This window comes from Acetobacterium sp. UBA5834 (genome assembly GCF_002435675.1).
Classification (GTDB): domain Bacteria; phylum Bacillota; class Clostridia; order Eubacteriales; family Eubacteriaceae; genus Acetobacterium; species Acetobacterium wieringae.
On sequence record NZ_DJGY01000012.1, the window covers coordinates 24,980 to 41,597 of the forward strand.

Genomic DNA, 16,618 nt, shown 5'->3' on the forward strand with positions numbered 1-16,618 from the left:
CTGTTCTCAAGAGAAGCATGATCCACTATTGAAAAAAGGTAACGCAACTGGTATGATGAGAAAAATGCCCGTTCAGAATCAGGCAGTATGAGGAAGCCGGATTGGAACAGAGAGGATTGTGACCCATGCCATTTGAAATCATCCGCAACGATATTACTAAAATGACGGTGGACGTCATCGTCAATGCCGCCAACAGTGGCTTGAAAATGGGCGGCGGGGTTTGTGGGGCGATCTTTGCCGCTGCCGGGGCCGAGGCGCTCCAGGCCGAGTGTGACCAGATTGGTGGCTGCCCAGTGGGCGAAGCCGTGATCACTGACGGTTACCAGTTGCCGGCAAAAAAGATCATCCATACCGTCGGGCCGGTTTGGCAGGGCGGTGGTGCCGACGAGGCCCGGCTGCTGCACCGGGCCTATACCCGTTCGCTAGAGTTGGCCCTGAAACATCATTGTAAGAGCATTGCTTTTCCCTTGATATCGTCGGGCATCTATGGCTATCCCAAGGATCAGGCCTTGAAGATTGCGGTAGTGGCCATCACAGAATTTTTGCTGGAACATGAGATGTTTATTTATCTGGTGGTTTTTGATAAGAAAGCCTTTGCTTTCAGTGAAAAGCTATTTACCGATATCGAAAAATTTATTGATGATCATTATGTGGATGAACATCCGATTTATGAACGCAATATGGAATTCGAGCCGGAGTTGCCCAGCTATAATCGCAGCCAAATGCGGGCTCAAGTCGAAAAATTGGCCGAAACCCGGCCCTTTATGCCAGCTCCGGCGGTATCAGTCAAACGAAGTCTGGCCGATGTGCTGGGCCAATTGGATGAGTCCTTTTCAGAGATGCTGCTGCGGCTGATTGATGAAAAGGGCATGACCGATGTCCAAGCCTATAAAAAAGCCAATATCGACCGGAAACTGTTTTCCAAGATCCGTAGCAAGAAAGATTATAATCCCAGCAAGGCCACTGCCATCGCCTTTGCCATTGCCCTGGAGCTAAGCCTTGACGAGACCCATGATCTGCTGGGGCGGGCGGGCTATGCCCTGTCCCACAGCCATATCTTTGATCTGATCATTGAATATTTTATCAGTGCCGAAAATTATAACATCTATGAAATCAACGAAGCCCTCTTTGCCTTTGATCAGGCATTGCTGGGGGCCTGATTGTCGTTTTAAAAGCGACCACCAGCCAGACCAATCGTGCTATTCTCTACTTATCAAAGAAACGGAGGATAATATCATGAAAACAAACCAAACAAGTAAAACGGAACTGGTCTTTATTCTGGATAAAAGCGGCTCGATGTCAGGATTGGAAAGCGACACCATCGGTGGTTATAATGCCATGCTTAAAAAACAGCAACAGGCGCCCGGCGAGGCTCGGGTCACGACCATACTTTTTGATGATGGTTACGAAGTGCTTCATGACCGGATTGATATTCATGGGGTTGCCCCGATTACTGAAAACGACTATTATGTCGGCGGCTGCACCGCCCTGTTGGATGCGATCGGAAAAACCATTCACAAGATTGCCAATGCCCAGCGTCATACTCAGCCGGAGCATCGCTCCGATCAGGTCATTTTTGTGATCACCACCGATGGCCTGGAAAACGCCAGCCGGGAATATTCCTATGAAAAAATTAAGCGTCTGATTGAACTGGAGAAAACCCAGTATCAGTGGGAATTTATTTTCCTGGGGGCCAATATTGATGCCATCGAAACCGCCGCCCGGTTTGGGATCGGTGCTGATCGAGCCGCTAATTATCATGCCGATAGTCAGGGAACCCAACTGAACTATCGGGTGGTCAGTGAGGTGGTCAGTGAAATGCGGGCCTGCAACCCGATTCCGGCCAACTGGAAGGCTGAAATTGATGAGGATTACAAACGGCGGGGAAAAAATTAGAAGCGGGAGAGATTAGCAAGCAACTATGAACAGGTATGTCAGTCTTATCAATGAAACCGTTGATTATATTGAAAAAAACATCACCCGAGCCCTTACACTGGAAGAGCTGGCGGAACATTTCTATGTCTCGGCCTTTCACTTCAATCGGATCTTTAAGATCGTGGTTGGGATCAGTTTAAAGCAATACATCCTGGGACGTAAGCTGACCCAGTCATTGGAGCGGCTGGATCACAGGGATGCAGCTGTGATTGATGTCGCCTATGACTTTGGCTTTGAATACCCGGAGGTATATAGTCGGGCCTTTAAAAAGCAGTTTGGGATCTCACCTTCTGTTTATAAAAAAGAAAAAAATGCCGGCGTTCGGGTGGAAAAAATCGCTGTGGTGGAACGGGATATTATTAATTACAAAGGGACACTGGTGCTAAAAGAAAGTTTTGTCTATCGCCAAGCCATCCCGTTACAGGGGCGAAGTATTGAAGTCAACCGCGGGGATGAAAGCTTTGCGGTTGATCTCAATCGCTTTGGCAGTCAATTTTTGACCGAAACCGGCCAATATGAAGGGCTTGATCACAATTGTTTTTTCACGATTGTCAATTGTCATGGCAGCGAAGATGAGGGCTATACCGTATTCTATGGAAAACAGACCGAAAGTAACAATTTTGATCAGCGCTTGACAGTGCGGATCATTCCTGAGGGCTGGTATATGAGCTTTACGTATCGTGGTGATATGTTTAATATTGGCGAAACCTTTGAAGAAGATCTGTACCGGCTGATTATGATTAAAGAAATTGAAATTAAACCCATTGGCATCGGTATGATCAACATTTACCGGGCGGACTATTTTCAGACCAATGCTGTTGAAATCCTCATCCCAGTCAAAAAGCGGCTTTAAATAGCAAGAAATGTCATGAAAAATACTCCGAAAAGATTTAGGATGGTAGTGACCAACTAAATGATGATAAGGAGTGGAGCATGATGTTTGATTTAAGAGGAAAAGTTGCCGTTGTTACCGGAGCCAGCCGAGGTGTGGGGCGAGGTATCGCCCTTGGATTGGGTGAAGCAGGTGCCACCGTTTATGTGACCGGCCGGGAAAAACGGGAATATCCCTTACCGGAATTTTTGAATCGGTCGACCCTGGCGGATACCGCAGCGGCCATCAATCAACTGGGGGGAGAGGGGATTGTTCACTATTGTGATCATTGCGATGACGAAGCGGTGAAGACCCTCTTTGAACGGATCACAAAGGAACAGGGCCGATTGGATATTCTGGTAAATAATGCCTGGGGCGGAGGCATTCATGCCATGAGCGATTACTTTTTCAACACCCCGTTTTGGGAACAGCCGGTTGCCTTATGGGATGATCATTACCAGGTGGGCGTACGTTCAAATTATGTCGCCGGCAAATATGCGGCAGCGCAGATGGTCAAGCAGAACAGTGGTTTGATCGTGAACATATCGTTTTATGGCGGTCAGCGGTATTTCAATAATGTTGCCTATGGCGTCTGTAAAGCCACTATCGACAGGATGTCAGAAGATATGGCCCATGAACTGAAACCCTATGGCGTGACGGTCATCTCCCTTTATCCCGGGAATGTGAGCACCGAAGGGATGGTTGAATTGGCCAAATATAATGAAGCGGTTGAGCTGTCAAAAATGGAAAGTCCCCAGTTTGTTGGGCGGAGTATTGCGGCCCTTGCCCAGGATGAACAAAGGCTGCGTGAGACCGGAAAAATCCTGATTACGGCAGAATTAGCCGATTACTACGGTTTTACCGATATAAACGGCAATCACCCGGAGTCCCTGAGAAGCCTGTTATGGGAGGACTAATAAAATATGGCTAAAAAAATGAGATCCGGGCATTGATATGTTTATCAACTTCCGGATCTCTGATTATGTACAGTGAGTTAGAATTTTTCAGTTTTTCAAGTGTTCTTTAATCAGTATTCAGGGCTACCTCTTTGATTGCTTCATCGATGGTGGCGTGGGCCAGGAGGTAGCCGTTTTGGTTCGCACGTTTTGAATTCTCATTTCACACGCATGCGGTTTATTTCCAGTGAATCGCCCGGTTTTCCGTCGCCAGGGCCGCTTCTTTAATTGCTTCCCCGATCGTGGGGTGAGCATGGATGGTAGAGATGATTTCTTCCACCGTGGATTCCAGCCGCAGCGCCAGGGCGCCTTCGACAATCAGGTCGGTGGCCCGGGGGCCCAGAATATGAACGCCTACCACTTCTTTATATTTTTTATCAGAGATGATTTTGATCATTCCCTCGGTAGACCCCATAATCAGTGACTTGCCATTGGCGGCCAGCGGAAAGCGGCCGATGGAATAGTCTTTTTCCCGACCCCGGATATCTTCTTGAGTCAGACCCACACTGGCGAATTCGGGGTTGGTGTAAACACAGGAGGGGTTGGTTTTTTCGTCATAGATAGCCTCATGGCCCAAGGCGTTTTCGGCGGCAACTTCCCCCTGCTGCGAGGCCACATGGGCCAACATTGTTTTCCCCAGACAATCGCCGATGGCGTAAATATTGGGGGCGTTGGTCTGCATTTTCGGATTAACAAGAATGCCTTTTTTATCGGTTTTAATGCTTGTGTTATCCAGTCCCAGTGTTGATAATTCGGCTTTTCGGCCAATTGCCACCAATACCTTTTCGCCGATGATGGCACTGTTGTTGCCATCCTTGTTGATGTTAACAGTCACCTTATTGTCATTGTCGTCAATCGATAAGACCTGGGTACCGGTTAAAATCTCAATCCCATCCCGCATCAGTTTTTTTCGTAGCATTTCTCCCAGTTCGCCATCCATCAGCGGCAGAATCCCCGGCTGCATTTCGACAATCGTTACCTTGGAGCCAAACTGATTATAAACTGACGCCATTTCCACACCAATGACGCCGCCGCCGATAATGACCAGACTTTCTGGAACCTGAGCCAGTGACAGGGCGCCGGTGGAATCGATGCAATCGGGATGGTTGATCCCGGGAATCGGTGGCAGGGCAGGGATTGATCCGCTGGCAATGATAATTTTATCCGGCCGTAGTTCGTCCGTTTTTCCCGATGCTTCCGTGACCAGCAAGACGTCATCGTTTAAAAACTGGGCATTGCCAGTGATGAGCTTGACGCCATTGGCCTTTAGCAGGCCCTTGACGCCGCCTGAAAGCTTGGTACTGATCTGTTCCTTATGTTTTTGAATTTTCGTCCAGTCAAAACCTGCTTCAGGGATGATTAGGCCAATTTGGGCAGAATTTTTGGCTTCGGTCAGCACCTCGGCAGAATGGAGCAGGGCCTTGGTGGGGATACACCCCACATTTAAACAGGTGCCCCCCAGCTTGTCTTTTTCGATCAGGGTAACCTGGGCGCCCAGCTGGGCTGCCCGAATGGCCGCCACATATCCTCCGGGGCCACCGCCGATGATTGCTAGATGTGTCATAGATTTACCTTCTTTCACAGTCTTAAACCAGCAGTAGCGAGGGGTTTTCAAGATATTCCCCGATCCGCTGCAGGAACTGAGCAGCCAGCATGCCGTCGATGATGCGATGGTCAGCGGTGAGGCTCAGATTCATCATTGGCCGGATGGTGATTTGACCACCAATAACCACCGGCGTATCAACCATCGCATCAATCCCTAAAATTGCCAGCTCCGGTTGATTGATAATCGGTGAAAAGGAAGTGATCCCATAAGCCCCCAGGTTAGTCAGGGTAAAGGTGCCGCCGACCAGGTCATCCATTTGGGTGCAACCGGCTTTGGCATCGGCAATCAGCTTTTCAGTTTCAGCAGCGATTTGAGAAAGCGGCTTGCTGTCGCAGTTTTTCACATTGGGTACCAATAGTCCGGAATCCAGACCGATGGCCAGACCGATATGGGCGTGAGGATGAAGGACCAGGGTATCATCAACCAGGCTGCCGTTAATATGCGGATACTCCAGCAAGGCCTGGGCGCAGACCTTCATGATAATATGATTAAAGGTCAGCTTGAGCCCCCGTTTATCAAACTCCGGTTTTAGTTTAGCACGGAATTCTTTCATGGCAGTGGCATCGACTGGCCGGGTATAGGTGACCCGGGGCGAGATACTCCAGCTTTCGCTCATCCGTTTGGCGATGGTTTTACGCATACCTTTAAGCAGGATGGTTTCTGGGGCCGTTTCGATTGTTGACGATTCAGTTAACCGGGCGGCCACATCTTTTTTCATAATCCGACCATCGCCAGCTAGGGTACTTAAATCAAGCCCCGACGCTTCAGCCATTTTTTTAGCAACCGGAGAAACAGAGACTTTCTGGTCAGCTTCGGCTACCGGGGTATAATTGTTGACATCGTCCACGGTGATGCTGCCCTTGGCACCGGTGCCGGTGATTAAGGAAAGATCAATGCCCTTTTCTTTAGCCAGTTTTTTAGCCAGCGGGGACGCATTGATCCGCCCGCCAGCGGTTTTGACCGGCGTTTCACTGCGAACAGTAACCTCGATGGGCGCTGCTTCCTCAGCCGCCTGGGGAGTTGTACCGCCGGATAAGCCGGAAATATCTTCATTGGCTTCACCAATGATGGCAATCGGTTCCAGACAGGTAACGGTGGCACCGTCACCCTCGATGATTTTTAGCAGTACCCCGGCTTTGGGGGATTCAAATTCATTGGTCAATTTATCGGTTTCGATTTCGCAGAGAATATCGCCTTCAGCAATGGTGTCGCCAACAGCTACATTCCAGCTGCCAATGGTGCCTTCTGTCATTGTCAGCCCAAACTTGGGCATGACGATTAATTGTGCCATAATAACCTCCGTAATTTTTTGATTTCATGGTTAACCTTAAAAATTAAGCCATCACTTCCTTGACGGCATTGTAGATGTCGACGTCGTTGGGCAGGACAAAGTTTTCCAGGTTGGGCGCAAAGGGAATCGGGGTATCCAGGGCGTTGACCCGTTTGATCGGGGCATCCAGATTAAAGAAGCAGGCTTCGGAAATCATTGCCGCCAATTCCCCGGCAAAGCTGCCTCGCTTGACTTCTTCAGTGGCAATAACCACCCGGGTCGTTTTTTCAATGGAGTTAAAAATCATTTGTTTATCCAGCGGATAAAGGGTGCGGGGATCGATGACTTCGACAGAAATCCCTTCCTGTTCCAGCTTGGTAGCGGCTTTTAAGGCATCATGAACCATTTTGCCGGTGGCCACCACGGTAACATCGGTGCCGGCCCGTTTGATGTCGCCGACCCCCAGTTTAATCGGAACGATCACATCATCAACGTCCCCTTTCATTCCATACATCGCCTTATGTTCGACGAACATAACCGGATCTTCATCATCGATGGCGCCAAGCATCAGACCCAGGGCGTCCTGTGGGGTGGAGGGATAAACGACTTTTAATCCGGGAACATGTGTCAACCAGGCTTCTAATGACTGAGAATGCTGAGCGGCAGCACTGACACCACCGCCACCGGGTAAACGGACAACCATCGGCACGGAAATATTACCACCGAACATATAGCGCATTTTCGCAGCCTGATTGACCAGCTGATCCATCCCGACAGTTAAGAAGTCAATAAACATCAGCTCGGCAATGGGGCGCAGGCCGGTGGCAGCTGAACCAACGGCACAGCCGATGATAACCCCTTCCGAAATCGGAGTATCGCGAACCCGCTTATCACCAAATTCGTCGAAAAGTCCGGCCGTGACACCGAAACAGCCACCAAAAGCCCCGACATCTTCGCCGAAAATACATACATTTTCATCTTCTTGCATGCGAATCCGCATGCCCTCACGAATGGCTTCGCCATAAGTCATTTGTTTCATCTTGAACGAACCTCCTCAACAATATCAAAATAAATATCTTTAACCGCACTGGATAATTCCGGATAAGCACTGGCATTGGCGAATTCAATCGCTTCGGCAATTTCTTTGACGACAGAGTCCTGAAGGTCGGCCAATTCTTCGGCCGAGAAAAGGTCGCTATCGAGCATGTATTTTTCAATCCGTGGCATCGGATCTTTTTTCATCCACATTTCCTGCTCTTCGGTGGGTTTGTATTTACCGGCATCGCCTTCGAAATGCCCCCGTTGACGGTAGGTTTTACACTCGATCAGGGTCGGGCCCTGGCCGTTGCGAGCCCGTTTAACGGCTTCAACAGCGGCTTCGTGCACGGCAATTACGTCATTGCCATCGACTGAAATGCCGGGAATACCATAAGCGGTACCACGGTCAGCGATATCTTTAATGGCTTGATGACGGGCTTGGCTCATCGAAATGCCATAACCGTTGTTTTCGCAGACAAAGATAACCGGCAGTTTCCAGATACTGGCCAGATTCATCGATTCATGGAAGGTTCCCTGATTAGTGGAGGCATCGCCAAAAAAGCAGACGCAGACTTGATCCGTGCCCCGGTATTGAGCGCTGAAACCGGCGCCAACAGCCAGATTATGGCCTGCGCCGACGATACCATTGGCACCTAAAATACCCTTGGTGGCATCGGCAATGTGCATCGAACCGCCCTTGCCCTTGCAATAGCCGGTTTCTTTTCCGTAGAGTTCCGCCATCATATATTTCAGATCGCCGCCTTTGGCAATGATATGACCATGACCGCGGTGGGTACTGGTGATGTAGTCGGCATCGTTAAGGGCTTGGCAGACGCCGGTGGCAACGGCTTCTTCACCCAAATAGAGGTGCACAAAACCGGGGATCGCCCCTTCGGCAAAAAGGTTCATGGCCTTTGTTTCAAATTCCCTGATCCGTTTCATGCGGATGTACATGTCTTTGATAATTGCTTTATCAAGTTTCATAAATTCAATAGTCTCCTTTTTTGTATTATCCAAAGATTTTAGATGACTTAACTAATAACAAGAACCGTGCCAACTTTTAAATTCAGCGGGAATTTTTTTGAAATGGCTTTAAAATAGGATTTGATTTGAGAATGGGATTTTTTGAACAAAAAAAGATACGCCAGATTGATCAGGCGTATCTCATATTTGCGAATCGATTGTCGCAAAAATGAGAAAAATCTCACATTTGCGACAGATAACGGAAATCCTTGATATCGATCTTGTATTTTTTTATTTTGCGGTACAGCGAAGCCCGGCTCAGACCCATCATTTCGGCGGAGGCTTCCACACAGCCATGGGTTTCTTTGAGGATTTTCTCCAGATTGGCCTTGACCAGATCATCCAGGGTCGGGCTGGTGGCCAGTGGCAGGACACTGGTTTCGACGAACTGACGGGGGGGCGGGGTCGGCAGGTAATCGCTGGAGATAATCGGCTCGGGACAGAGGTAAAAGGTTCGTTCGATGTAATTCTGCAGTTCTCTGACATTGCCCGGCCAGGGATGCAGCTTCAGACCTTCCAGAAATTCTTTGGACAAGCTTTTATTATGCTCCGGATATTCCCGATTGAGGCGATCGAGGAAGTGGGAAGCGGCCCAGACAATATCATCGCCCCGCACCCGCAGCGGTGGAATGTGCAGATAAATCACATTGAGACGGAAATAGAGATCTTCCCGGAAGCTTTTGTTTTTAACTTCCTGCTCCAGATTGCGGTTGGTGGCAGCGATAATGCGGATATTCAGCTTGCGTTCGGTTTGGCTGCCGATCCGGGAAACGGTGCAGGTTTCTACCACCCGGAGCAGTTTGGCCTGAACTTCCAGTGGCATTTCGCCGATTTCATCAAGAAAAATGGTGCCACCTTCAGCCAGTTCAAATTTTCCCGGCTTGCCTTCGTTAAGCGCCCCGGTAAATGCGCCCTTGCAATAGCCAAACAGTTCGCTCTCGACCAGATCCCGGGGCAGGCAGGCGCAGTTGACGACAATAAAGGGGCCCTGGGAAAAGGCACTGGCCCGGTGAATGGCATGGGCAAACATTTCTTTACCAGTACCGCTTTCTCCTTCGATCAGGATACACTTTTTAAAGCGGGCCATTTTTTCAGCCGTTTTGATAATCATCCGCATCTGCGGGTTCTGGGTGATGATGTCGGAAAAGGTATAGATGGCGACGTTGCCGCTGACCCGGTTGACGGCGCTGTGAAGATGCTTGATCTCCCTGATGCCGATGGAGTAGCCCTGAATCTGATCGTTTTCTAGAATTCTTGAAATATTGGCGCTGCACTGAATTTTCTGGCTGCCGATATGGGCGGTGACATCGGTATAGTAATGGGTGGTTTCATCACTATTCCAGATTTCACAGCCTATGTCCATTTTTTTAAAGATTTTTTTAAAGCCGATCGTATTAAATTCATCCATATTTATCCGCAGGACCTTCTGGGCGCCGACATTCATCCACTGCAGATTGAGGTTTTCATCGGTGACCAGAATCCCATCTTCAGTGCTGTCCAGCGAGGCTGACATGGACCGGTAGGTATGAGAAAGTGCCAGTTCATTCTCGATGCTGTAGGCCGCCGCCACTACGATTCCCAGGGTATGGGAGTGGAGCTTATGGCTTTCCCCGGACATATTAAGAACGCCGATGATTTCGCCCTTGACATTGTGAATGGTGGTGGCCGAACAGGTCCAGGTATGGTGGGAAACACAATAGTGCTCAGCACCGACCACGTGAACCGGGCCATCTTCATCCAGGGCGATGCCGATGGCGTTGGAGCCCACCGCCGCATTGGTCCAAACGGTGCCCTTTAAAAACCGCAACTCGGAAGCCCGCATACTGACCACCTCATCACCGATGGTGTCCAGGAGGACGCCGTTTTTGTCAGTTAAAACCAGCACAAAATGGGAGGATAAAACGATTTCATAAAGATTCTGCATAATCGGCTGGGCGATTTTAATCAGTTCCCGGTTTTGGGCCAGAACCTGGGCCAGCTGGCAGGCATCAATGCTTTCGCCCTTACCACCGTTCACATCCAGCTTGATTTTTTGACAGTATTCCCAGGAACGTTTAATAATTGGCCGGGTATTGCTATCGAGAATGCCATGTGCAACAAAGTTTGTCCAGTTATCTTTTAGTTTATTCAGATCAGGTTCCATCTTAATTAATCCTTTCTGGAAAGAATACGGCAAAACAGCGGAAGAATGGTATGATCGCAGAGAATCCGATTGGCGGCAAGAAGGCAACGGCAGCATTAATGTGCAGATAAAGCCGATTCACGGCGTCAGGCGATGTTCTTACTGCCCTTATTGACTCACATTATAGCGGAGTTTTTAAAATAAATCAAAAATAATCGTAAAAAATAATAGAAATTGCAATTAATTGATCAGGTTTTACAATACCGGAAGACCGGATGGGGTTGGTGAAAATGCCAATTTATGCTATATTAATGAAGTGAAACGAATTTAGCAGCAGTGTTTAAAAATAAATGACCGTTTAGGAGGATCTTATGAACATCGAAATGAGAACTTTACGTCAGGCAGATATGCAACAGGCCACTGAAATTTGGAATTTTATTGTGGAGGAAGCCAATAGTTTTCCCGGTGATCAGGTTCTTTGTGAAGCCGAAGCAGCGCTAATGTTTGCTCAGCAAACCGAAACAGTTTGTGCCCTCCGGGGTGACGAAGTCGTTGGGCTTTATATCCTGCATCCCAATAATATTGGCCGCTGTGGACATATTGCCAATGCCTCGTTTGGGGTTAAACCGGCCTATCGGGGGAAGGGCATCGGACGCCAGCTGGTGGAAGACTGCCTTAAGCGTAGCCAGGATAAGGGTTTTAAGGGGCTTCAGTTTAATGCCGTGGTATCCACCAATTATCCGGCCATCACCCTGTACTTAAAGCTGGGCTTTAAAATCATCGGGACGATTAAAGATGGCTACCGCCTAAAAGACAATGTCTACGTGGATACCCTGATCTTTCTTAAAAGCTGGTAGGTGGGTTGAGACGAAAATACAGAAGAAAGGGTGTGAAACGAATCAAACTGTTGAAATTGGCAGAAAAAGATTTTGAAAACGTATATGAATTGATGGAAGGGGCTTTCCCCGTGGAGGAAGTCAGACCTCGGGAAAATGCGATTGCTCAGTTGCGTGATCCCCGATACAGGATTCTAATTTCGCAAAACGAAGCGGATCAAATGCTGGGTTTTATTGCCCGGTGGGATTTGGAAACCTGTATTTTTGTGGAGCATTTTGCGGTGGATTTAAGTCTTCGGGGGGGCGGTATCGGTTCTGGGATGATGCGGGCGTTTTTATCCCAGGCGGAAAAACCGGTGGTCATTGAAGTGGAAGATGAAAAAACAGAAACCAATTTAAGACGCATTCATTTCTATTTGCGGCTGGGCTTTCATTTATCTCAATATGGTTATAACCAGCCAGTTTATCGGGGCGATATGAGTAAAAAAATTCCCCTGAAGCTGATGACCTATCCAAACCCCCTCACGGCAGCCGGTTTTGAGGATTTTAGACAGCAGGTTTTTACCCAAATCTACAAGATTATCAAAACGTAACAAATAAAAAGGATGAATCGCCTGATTCATCCTTTTATCGTTATTTTTAGAGCAGCGTCACCTGGTTTTTGCCACTACTTTTGGACTCATAAAGGGCTTTATCGGCGCGACGGAGGATGGTATCTTCGGTATCAATATCGATCGCCTGGGTTATTCCGATGCTGACGGTGATATTGAATTCAGAAAGCATGGGATCATTGACAATTTCAAGCCGCAACGCCTCCATTTTTTCAGCCGCTAAAACCCCAGCAAGGTAAATGATGCCGCTGAATTCGTCACCACCCCAACGGGTGATCAGATGATCACTGAGGGCGGCCTTGCACAGGTTCATCACATGGATTAAAATCTTGTCCCCCTGTAAATGGCCGTAGGTATCGTTAACGTCTTTAAAATGATCCAGATCCATTAAGAAAACGGACCAGGCACCCCGGGTCTCATCGCTTTGGGCCAGGGTGGCTGTTAAATGCTGATCAAAATCCTTGCGATTGGAGAGGATACCCAGATTATCGAGCAAGGCCAGCTTCTTCATTTGCTGGTCATTTTTTTTGATAATCCGCTGAACAATAATCAGCACCGAGGTCAGCACCAGGATGACAACAAAGAGATCATAATACAATTGCTGATTAAAAGACTGGGCCAGTTCCGAGGTATCTTTTCGGACAATCAGCGTCCAGTCCAGCTCTTCAATATAATGGCTGATGATGTATTGCTGATTATATAAGTTGTCGTCGTTAAAGACGTTGATGGCATCCGCTTTATTATAGAGATCGGGTCCGATAGCGGCATAGATGTCGAGATCGTTGATGTTTTGATTTTCAATCAGATTGGGATTGGTGTGGGCCTGGATCAACCCCGTTTCATCAACCAGAAAGGCTTCCAGGTCATAGTCCCGTTCAAAATTTTCCAGCAGTTCCTGAACATAGGTCATTTCAATGCCAACCCCGGCCACCCCCATCAAGTTGCCCTGTTTGTCAAGGATTTTGCAATTGATAAAGATGGTAAGGCGCTGGTTATCGACCTGATCCTGATCCACGTCCAATACATAAAGCTTATCCTGATTGATAAAATCATAGTACCATTGATCATGGTCATCCTGGGGTGAAATGGTTTTAAACAAGCCGTTGTAATGAAAATAATTCAGTGATTGGGCAGAAATCAGAAAGACGGAATGATAATTATATTTGCTTCGGATACCTTCCAGATAATCAATGATTTCCGGATTGCGTTGCGGGTCTTCCTGGGCCAGCCACTGTTTGACAAAGCTGTCATTAGCCATGGTCAGGCTGACAAAAATCGGTTTGGTCAGTTCGTTATTGATTTCCGAATAAATATTGGTGGAGGTGAGTTTGGAAATATTCAGCACATCATCTTTAATAATTTTGCTGTAGGTGGTAAAGCTGAAGAATACAATCGCCACGATACCAATGAGGATAATCAGTGAGATGAGCAGTCCGACTTTATTACGTTGTTTCATAATGGCCTCGTCAGATTCGTTTTATTTCAATTTTTAACATTAAAAAGAGGTTTTGTCAATCATAATTAACAAAACCTCTTTTGATTGGGAGGGGCCATTATCTGATTCATCGCCGGGGTCAGATCGTCAGATCAATATGCTGGATGGTTCCGGCCGAACCATTTTCGTTTAAATAGATCCCGGTGCGCTGGAGTTGGCCGTTAGTCTGATTGTTGGCGCCTTTAAGGGCAAAGCTGGTATTGACGTTACCCAGATAAATGGCACCGATCCCTTTTTGGCCCAGAGCCATCAAAACATCTTTACCAGCAGCATCTTTGGACCAGATTTGCAATTTGTCATAAATAGCATCATTTTCATCGATCCAGTTATTGCCATCGGTATCGTACTTAGCCAGATCGTCAAAACCGTTGCCGCTTTGCGGCCCGAAGAGTTCGCTGCCGTCATTAATAGTGCCGTCTTCATTGAGATCCAGGGCCAGAAAGCCGCTGCCGGGACCGACAAAAGAAATTTGATCGAGGCTGCCGTTGGCATCAATATCAAAGGCATATTTTTGCTCAGAGAGTGAGGCACTGCCAGTTCCGAAATTGATGACCAGCGGGTCGACTTGAACGGGTTCATTGCCAGCTTTGATATCCAGATTGGACTGGGAGATGAATTCCCGACTGAGATTTAATTGCAGATCGATATTGATCTGTCGGCCATCGGCAGTTGTGACGGCTGCCTGGGCCTGAAATGACGTGCTCTGGGCTTCATAGTGGGTGACACTCTGATGGTATTCAAAGCCACCACTGGCAGGAACGCTGTTGCGGGGTTGTGCACCGGCTAAACCCTGAGCCCATCCGGCGGCAGCACTCAGCAGTGAACTCCGGGTGGAATAGGCACTTTGGATCGCCTGACTCATTTTCGGGTCTTCCAGAGTGGCTTTTTTGGGCACCACAAATCTGATTTTTTTCTTGGTCAGTGCCTCAATCATCCGTTTTAGCAGGGTCAGCTGTTGTTCTTCCTTACTGGTCAGGGAGGAGGTTTCCTCCTCTTCGGCTGGGGCCGCCGATAGTGGCGCCGGGTTGTTTAACTGCAGATTTTTAGCCGCTTCTGATATTTCAAGGGTATCCATTCCCTTTGCTGAAGAAATGGTTGTGGTTGTCGTTTTAGAGTTGCCCTGAGCATCCCAGCTACGCAAGGATTCGACCGTTTTGGTGGCTTCCATATAACTGCTTTGGCTGGCCATTGTAACGTTTGAACTTTCGATTTTCATAAATCCACCTCCATGTTTTTACGAAATGATTACGCCAGAAATAGACGCAATCCGCTAACATGGATATCGGCTGATTAAGAAAAAAGATAAGCTAAAATTGATCAAAAAACGAATAAAGTTGATTAATTCTCAGCGTGCAGGGACACGGTTTGACCATCCAGAATCATATTGGTGGTGCGCACGGCACACATTTTCCCACACATCGAACAGCTGTGTTTTTCTTCGGTGGGGGTGCTCTCATAATAGGCCTGGGCTTTTTCGCCATCGATGGCCAGCGCAAACATGGTTTCCCAGTCAATCTGGCGCCGGGCATCGGACATTTTATTATCCCAGTCCCGGGCCTGGGGAATGCCTTTGGCAATGTCGGCGGCATGAGCGGCAATCTTGGTTGCGATGATACCGTCCTTGACGTCATTGATATCGGGCAACCGTAAATGTTCGGCTGGCGTCACATAACAAAGAAAATCGGCGCCGTTGGCAGCAGCGATGGCACCGCCAATGGCGGCGGTAATATGATCATAGCCTGGAGCCACATCGGTGACCAGCGGACCGAGGACATAGAAGGGGGCATTGTGACACAGCCTTTTTTGAATAACCATATTGGCGGCAATCTCGTTGATGCCCATATGGCCCGGGCCTTCAACCATTACCTGAACGTCTTTAGCCCAGGCCCGTTTGGTCAGATGACCCAGTTCAATCAGTTCGCTGAGCTGGGAAGCATCAGAGCTGTCGTCAATACAGCCCGGGCGCAGGGCATCCCCCAAGCTGATGGTGACATCAAACTCCCGGAGGATTTCTAAAAACTCGTCGTAATATTCATAAAAGGGATTTTCGTTGCCGGTCATTTCCATCCAGGCAAAGATCAGTGAGCCACCCCGGGAGACAATATTGGTGCGTCGACCCGACCGCTTAAAGGCTTCCACCGCCCGCTTATTGATTCCGGCGTGGATGGTCATAAAGTCCACCCCTTCTTCGGCGTGGGCCCGAACCACCCGCATGAAATCCTGGGCGGTAATCGCCTGCAGATCTTTTTCCAGGTAGCCGATGGCATCATACATCGGAACCGTACCGATCATTGCCGGCGACAGTTCAAGCAGCTGCTTTCTAAAGGTATTTGTTTTTCCATAATTACTTAAATCCATAATCGCCTCGGCCCCAAATTTCAGGGATAGTTTGACCTTTTCCAGCTCCAGACTATAATCGTTGCAATCCCCGGAGACCCCCAGGTTGACATTGATTTTGGTTTTCAGACCAGTACCGATGCCTTCCGGCGAAAGCGAATGATGTCGGACATTGGCCGGGATGGCAACCTGACCACAGGCGACCAAAGCCATCAGTTTGGTCACATCGAGGCCTTCTTTTTGGGCCACGGTTTTCATTTCCGGGGTGATAAGCCCCTTTTTTGCCGCCTCCATTTGGGTTTGGTAATTTTTCACAAGCGTTTCCTTTCTGATTTAAAATCTGGGGTAATAAAAAAGTGCCTTCCACAATAGGAAAGCACCAAACGTACGTATTAGAAATTAAGCCAAAACGCCTTGCCTCCCTACGTTAGTATTAACTAACAGGTTCAAAGGGTCAGGTTTTAACCTTCTCAACAATAAGTCCCCCCGCAAAAAATATTTAATTGTCAGCATTATAT

Annotated in this window: 14 protein-coding genes and 1 riboswitch; of the genes, 6 read left to right on the top strand and 8 right to left on the bottom strand. The window is 48.1% G+C overall.

The genetic code is table 11. The features are described 5' to 3' along the window. Window positions 1–125 precede the first annotated feature (125 nt). From B3F51_RS02620 to B3F51_RS02635, 4 genes are all read left to right on the top strand, one after another. A complete protein-coding gene (locus B3F51_RS02620; RefSeq protein WP_286945312.1) occupies window positions 126–1,160 on the top strand; it encodes a macro domain-containing protein in 1,035 nt (344 codons plus the stop codon). Between the two features lie 76 nt (window positions 1,161–1,236). Continuing rightward, the gene (locus B3F51_RS02625; protein ID WP_286945313.1) at window positions 1,237–1,896 is read left to right on the top strand and encodes a vWA domain-containing protein; all 660 of its coding nucleotides are present in this window, start codon (window positions 1,237–1,239) and stop codon (window positions 1,894–1,896) included. A 25-nt stretch (window positions 1,897–1,921) separates the two neighbouring features. Continuing rightward, window positions 1,922–2,788: an AraC family transcriptional regulator gene (locus B3F51_RS02630; RefSeq protein WP_263992884.1), complete on the top strand. Its 867-nt coding sequence runs from the start codon at window positions 1,922–1,924 to the stop codon at window positions 2,786–2,788. Between the two features lie 80 nt (window positions 2,789–2,868). Then, entirely contained in the window at window positions 2,869–3,723 is an 855-nt protein-coding gene (locus B3F51_RS02635) for an SDR family NAD(P)-dependent oxidoreductase (RefSeq protein WP_250934345.1), read from the top strand. A 217-nt stretch (window positions 3,724–3,940) separates the two neighbouring features. Here the strand turns inward: B3F51_RS02635 and lpdA are convergent, their stop codons facing one another. The 5 genes from lpdA to B3F51_RS02660 form a co-directional block, all read right to left on the bottom strand. After that, window positions 3,941–5,326 (bottom strand): dihydrolipoyl dehydrogenase, encoded by a 1,386-nt coding sequence (lpdA, locus tag B3F51_RS02640; protein WP_286945316.1) that lies wholly within the window; start codon window positions 5,324–5,326, stop codon window positions 3,941–3,943. 22 nt (window positions 5,327–5,348) lie between these two features. After that, window positions 5,349–6,659: a dihydrolipoamide acetyltransferase family protein gene (locus B3F51_RS02645; protein WP_286945318.1), complete on the bottom strand. Its 1,311-nt coding sequence runs from the start codon at window positions 6,657–6,659 to the stop codon at window positions 5,349–5,351. Window positions 6,660–6,702: 43 nt separating this feature from the next. Continuing rightward, window positions 6,703–7,677, bottom strand: a complete 975-nt coding sequence (locus B3F51_RS02650; protein ID WP_263992887.1) for an alpha-ketoacid dehydrogenase subunit beta — start codon at window positions 7,675–7,677, stop codon at window positions 6,703–6,705. Continuing rightward, the gene (locus B3F51_RS02655) at window positions 7,674–8,660 is read right to left on the bottom strand and encodes a thiamine pyrophosphate-dependent dehydrogenase E1 component subunit alpha (RefSeq protein WP_286945321.1); all 987 of its coding nucleotides are present in this window, start codon (window positions 8,658–8,660) and stop codon (window positions 7,674–7,676) included. Before B3F51_RS02655 ends, B3F51_RS02650 begins: the two co-directional genes overlap by 4 nt. 220 nt (window positions 8,661–8,880) lie before the next feature. Further along, complete coding sequence (locus B3F51_RS02660) at window positions 8,881–10,842, bottom strand: sigma-54-dependent Fis family transcriptional regulator (protein WP_286945323.1); 1,962 nt, start codon at window positions 10,840–10,842, stop codon at window positions 8,881–8,883. A 350-nt stretch (window positions 10,843–11,192) separates the two neighbouring features. Between B3F51_RS02660 and B3F51_RS02665 the strand changes: the two genes are divergently transcribed. Both B3F51_RS02665 and B3F51_RS02670 read left to right on the top strand, forming a co-directional pair. After that, a complete protein-coding gene (locus B3F51_RS02665; protein ID WP_286805397.1) occupies window positions 11,193–11,678 on the top strand; it encodes a GNAT family N-acetyltransferase in 486 nt (161 codons plus the stop codon). Between the two features lie 32 nt (window positions 11,679–11,710). After that, the gene (locus tag B3F51_RS02670) at window positions 11,711–12,250 is read left to right on the top strand and encodes a GNAT family N-acetyltransferase (protein ID WP_286945325.1); all 540 of its coding nucleotides are present in this window, start codon (window positions 11,711–11,713) and stop codon (window positions 12,248–12,250) included. Window positions 12,251–12,296: 46 nt separating this feature from the next. On the opposite strand, the gene B3F51_RS02675 is transcribed toward B3F51_RS02670, so the two are convergent. The 3 genes from B3F51_RS02675 to thiC form a co-directional block, all read right to left on the bottom strand. After that, window positions 12,297–13,724 carry a sensor domain-containing diguanylate cyclase gene (locus B3F51_RS02675; RefSeq protein WP_286945327.1) on the bottom strand — a complete coding sequence of 476 codons (1,428 nt, stop codon included), beginning with the start codon at window positions 13,722–13,724 and terminating at the stop codon, window positions 12,297–12,299. A gap of 118 nt (window positions 13,725–13,842) precedes the next feature. Beyond that, window positions 13,843–14,979 carry a hypothetical protein gene (locus tag B3F51_RS02680; RefSeq protein WP_228877904.1) on the bottom strand — a complete coding sequence of 379 codons (1,137 nt, stop codon included), beginning with the start codon at window positions 14,977–14,979 and terminating at the stop codon, window positions 13,843–13,845. 122 nt (window positions 14,980–15,101) lie between these two features. After that, window positions 15,102–16,394 carry a phosphomethylpyrimidine synthase ThiC gene (thiC, locus tag B3F51_RS02685; protein WP_148636917.1) on the bottom strand — a complete coding sequence of 431 codons (1,293 nt, stop codon included), beginning with the start codon at window positions 16,392–16,394 and terminating at the stop codon, window positions 15,102–15,104. A gap of 107 nt (window positions 16,395–16,501) precedes the next feature. Continuing rightward, window positions 16,502–16,598: riboswitch (TPP riboswitch) on the bottom strand. Window positions 16,599–16,618 lie beyond the last annotated feature (20 nt).

What these genes read in the sequence shown, in the direction of transcription:
- B3F51_RS02620 (WP_286945312.1), top strand. Translation starts at nt 126, where the DNA reads ATGCCATTTGAAATCATCCGCAACGATATTACTAAAATGACGGTGGAC.
- B3F51_RS02625 (WP_286945313.1), top strand. Translation starts at nt 1,237, where the DNA reads ATGAAAACAAACCAAACAAGTAAAACGGAACTGGTCTTTATTCTGGAT.
- B3F51_RS02630 (WP_263992884.1), top strand. Translation starts at nt 1,922, where the DNA reads ATGAACAGGTATGTCAGTCTTATCAATGAAACCGTTGATTATATTGAA.
- B3F51_RS02635 (WP_250934345.1), top strand. Translation starts at nt 2,869, where the DNA reads ATGATGTTTGATTTAAGAGGAAAAGTTGCCGTTGTTACCGGAGCCAGC.
- lpdA (WP_286945316.1), bottom strand. Translation starts at nt 5,326, where the DNA reads ATGACACATCTAGCAATCATCGGCGGTGGCCCCGGAGGATATGTGGCG.
- B3F51_RS02645 (WP_286945318.1), bottom strand. Translation starts at nt 6,659, where the DNA reads ATGGCACAATTAATCGTCATGCCCAAGTTTGGGCTGACAATGACAGAA.
- B3F51_RS02650 (WP_263992887.1), bottom strand. Translation starts at nt 7,677, where the DNA reads ATGAAACAAATGACTTATGGCGAAGCCATTCGTGAGGGCATGCGGATT.
- B3F51_RS02655 (WP_286945321.1), bottom strand. Translation starts at nt 8,660, where the DNA reads ATGAAACTTGATAAAGCAATTATCAAAGACATGTACATCCGCATGAAA.
- B3F51_RS02660 (WP_286945323.1), bottom strand. Translation starts at nt 10,842, where the DNA reads ATGGAACCTGATCTGAATAAACTAAAAGATAACTGGACAAACTTTGTT.
- B3F51_RS02665 (WP_286805397.1), top strand. Translation starts at nt 11,193, where the DNA reads ATGAACATCGAAATGAGAACTTTACGTCAGGCAGATATGCAACAGGCC.
- B3F51_RS02675 (WP_286945327.1), bottom strand. Translation starts at nt 13,724, where the DNA reads ATGAAACAACGTAATAAAGTCGGACTGCTCATCTCACTGATTATCCTC.
- B3F51_RS02680 (WP_228877904.1), bottom strand. Translation starts at nt 14,979, where the DNA reads ATGAAAATCGAAAGTTCAAACGTTACAATGGCCAGCCAAAGCAGTTAT.
- thiC (WP_148636917.1), bottom strand. Translation starts at nt 16,394, where the DNA reads ATGGAGGCGGCAAAAAAGGGGCTTATCACCCCGGAAATGAAAACCGTG.